The following is a 2101-nucleotide window of genomic DNA, read 5'->3' on the forward strand; positions in this document are numbered from 1 at the left end:
CCTGCGGCAGCTCCTACAGGACTACATCACAATACTTTGACGGCGCGGCCGATCGCCTGGATCGGCCCGGTCGGTTTGCCGATCGGCGAACCGCCGGCGCCTTCCAGCGTCAACTCGAACAACTGGTTCGGTTGCAACGGCGGCAACTTGTCCAGCGGCACCGACAAGGCCTGCCCGGGTTTGACCAACCCCAACGACACCGGCCCTTGCCAACCATCGGCCTTGGTCCAGAACTCCAGCGCCTTGTCCGCCGGCACCTCGACCACCCCCAGCGGAATCAACTGAATTTCATGCGAATTGCTCGCCTGAATCACCCACCCCGGCGCCTTGTCCTGCGGCGCGACCAGCACCACCAGATAACTCGGTTTCGGCGTGGTCTGGGTCAACAGGATCGACCCCAGGATCAACGTCGCCGCCAGGCCCACCGCGCTCAATCCGCGCCACAGCGGTAACAGATTCCACCATGAAGTCGACGGCGCTGGTTGCGTCAGTCGGTTGATGCTGCGTTCGATGCGCGGCCACAGCTGCGCCGACGGCTGTTGTGGCGCGGCGAAATCCGTCAGCTCCAGCAGGCGTCGCTCCCAGGCATCCACCGCCGCGCGCAACTCGGGCTCATGCGGCAAGCGTCGCTGCACCTCGATCCGCTGCTCGGCCGACAGCGTGCCGAGCACATACTCACCGGCCAGCTCATCACGTTCCTGCGCCGATTCCGTGGTCATCCCATGCACTCCCGCAAAGCGTTAAGGCTGCGCTTGATCCACGCCTTGACCGTGCCCAGCGGCGTGTCGAGACGCGTAGCAATCTGCGCGTGAGAATAACCATCGACGTAGGCGTGAAGGATGCAGCGTCGCCGTTGCGGATCAAGTTGTTCCAGGCAGCGGTTGATGCGCGCCGAATGCGCCTGGGCCTCAAAGGCATCAACATCCGCGGCCGTTTCATGCTCAGCGCCAAGCGACGTCTCGCGACTCTGATCACGCAGCAGGTTCAGCGCCAGATGCCGGGTCACGCTGAACATCCAGCCGCGTGCCGACCCGCGCGCCGGGTCGAATCCGGTTGCGCCGTTCCAGATCTTGATGAAGGCCTCATGGACGATGTCCTCCGCCAGCGCCGTATCGCGCACCAGCCGCTTGGCCACGCCGAGCAGACGCGGACCTTCCTGCACATACAAATCGCGCAGGGCCGAGCGCTCGCCGCGGGCACAGGCAGCGAGACGGGCTTCGTAATCAAACACGGGTTCGGCTAAAGGCATGTCGTGCAATCTAGCTCACATTCCCCAAAACAACACAGAACCCTGTGGGAGCGGGCTTGCCCGCGATGGCGGCGTATCAGTGACGAAAATATCGACTGATGCGACGCCATCGCTGGCAAGCCAGCTCCCACAGGGATTGATGTTGAGCCTGAGGGGTCAGTTCGCGGCCCAGAAAATGTAGTCGGCCTGGTACTTCACCACTTCCTGCTTGCCCTTGTTCGCCGCCGTGCATTCACTGCCTGGCGCCACGCCGCCCTTGAGCGCGACACGCTGGATGTAGCTGACGCCCGTCATCGCGCCTTTACCCTCGGCAGGATTAGCCTTGACCAACTGATAGGGCAGGTTGCCCGGACTCGACGGCGCCACGGCCAATTGCGTGCCAGTGACCTTCGACCCGTCCTTGGCCTGCCAGGTGGCCGGCGGGCCGAAGTAGGTGCCGACCTGCTGGCCGCTGCGATCATTGAGCACCGCTTTCGGGCCGACGAAAGTCCACTCGGTCTGGCCCGGGGCATTGGCCTTGTCGCGGCATTCGTAGGTGATCTCGCCGACGCCAGTGGTTTCCATCGCGATCTTGTGGCCATCCGGGACCTTGATCGCGTCGGGATAACTGCTTTGCGCAAAGGTCGTGGCGCTGGCGGCGAGCAAACCGCTGAGGCAGATCAGTTGGGTGATGTTCATCAGTATGTTTCTCCAAAATGGGTAAACCGCTGACAGCCGAAGCGGGCTGTTACAAGGACTACCCATGACGGAGGCATTTGGATGCACCCGTGCCAAAAAATAAACCCATCCCCTGTAGGAGCTGCCGCAGGCTGCGATCTTTTGATCCTGTTTTTAAAACCAACATCAAAAGAT

The 2101-nt window shown here is 62.3% G+C and carries 3 protein-coding genes; all 3 read right to left on the bottom strand.

All coding sequences use genetic code 11. The features are described 5' to 3' along the window. Positions 1-26 precede the first annotated feature (26 nt). Positions 27-719, bottom strand: coding sequence for an anti-sigma factor (locus PMI37_RS27335; protein ID WP_008087416.1), 693 nt, complete (start codon positions 717-719; stop codon positions 27-29). Further along, positions 716-1249 (bottom strand): sigma-70 family RNA polymerase sigma factor, encoded by a 534-nt coding sequence (locus tag PMI37_RS27340; RefSeq protein WP_008087418.1) that lies wholly within the window; start codon positions 1247-1249, stop codon positions 716-718. The genes PMI37_RS27335 and PMI37_RS27340 overlap by 4 nt, the downstream gene beginning before the upstream one ends. Positions 1250-1405: 156 nt before the next feature. Further along, the gene (locus PMI37_RS27345; protein ID WP_008087420.1) at positions 1406-1927 is read right to left on the bottom strand and encodes a DUF3455 domain-containing protein; all 522 of its coding nucleotides are present in this window, start codon (positions 1925-1927) and stop codon (positions 1406-1408) included. Between the last annotated feature and the right edge of the window lie 174 nt (positions 1928-2101).

Source organism: Pseudomonas sp. GM80, assembly GCF_000282515.1.
In the GTDB taxonomy this organism is placed as follows: domain Bacteria; phylum Pseudomonadota; class Gammaproteobacteria; order Pseudomonadales; family Pseudomonadaceae; genus Aquipseudomonas.

Coding starts and splice junctions, on each gene's coding strand:
- PMI37_RS27335 (WP_008087416.1), bottom strand. CDS start 719: ATGACCACGGAATCGGCGCAGGAACGTGATGAGCTGGCCGGTGAGTAT.
- PMI37_RS27345 (WP_008087420.1), bottom strand. CDS start 1,927: ATGAACATCACCCAACTGATCTGCCTCAGCGGTTTGCTCGCCGCCAGC.
- PMI37_RS27340 (WP_008087418.1), bottom strand. CDS start 1,249: ATGCCTTTAGCCGAACCCGTGTTTGATTACGAAGCCCGTCTCGCTGCC.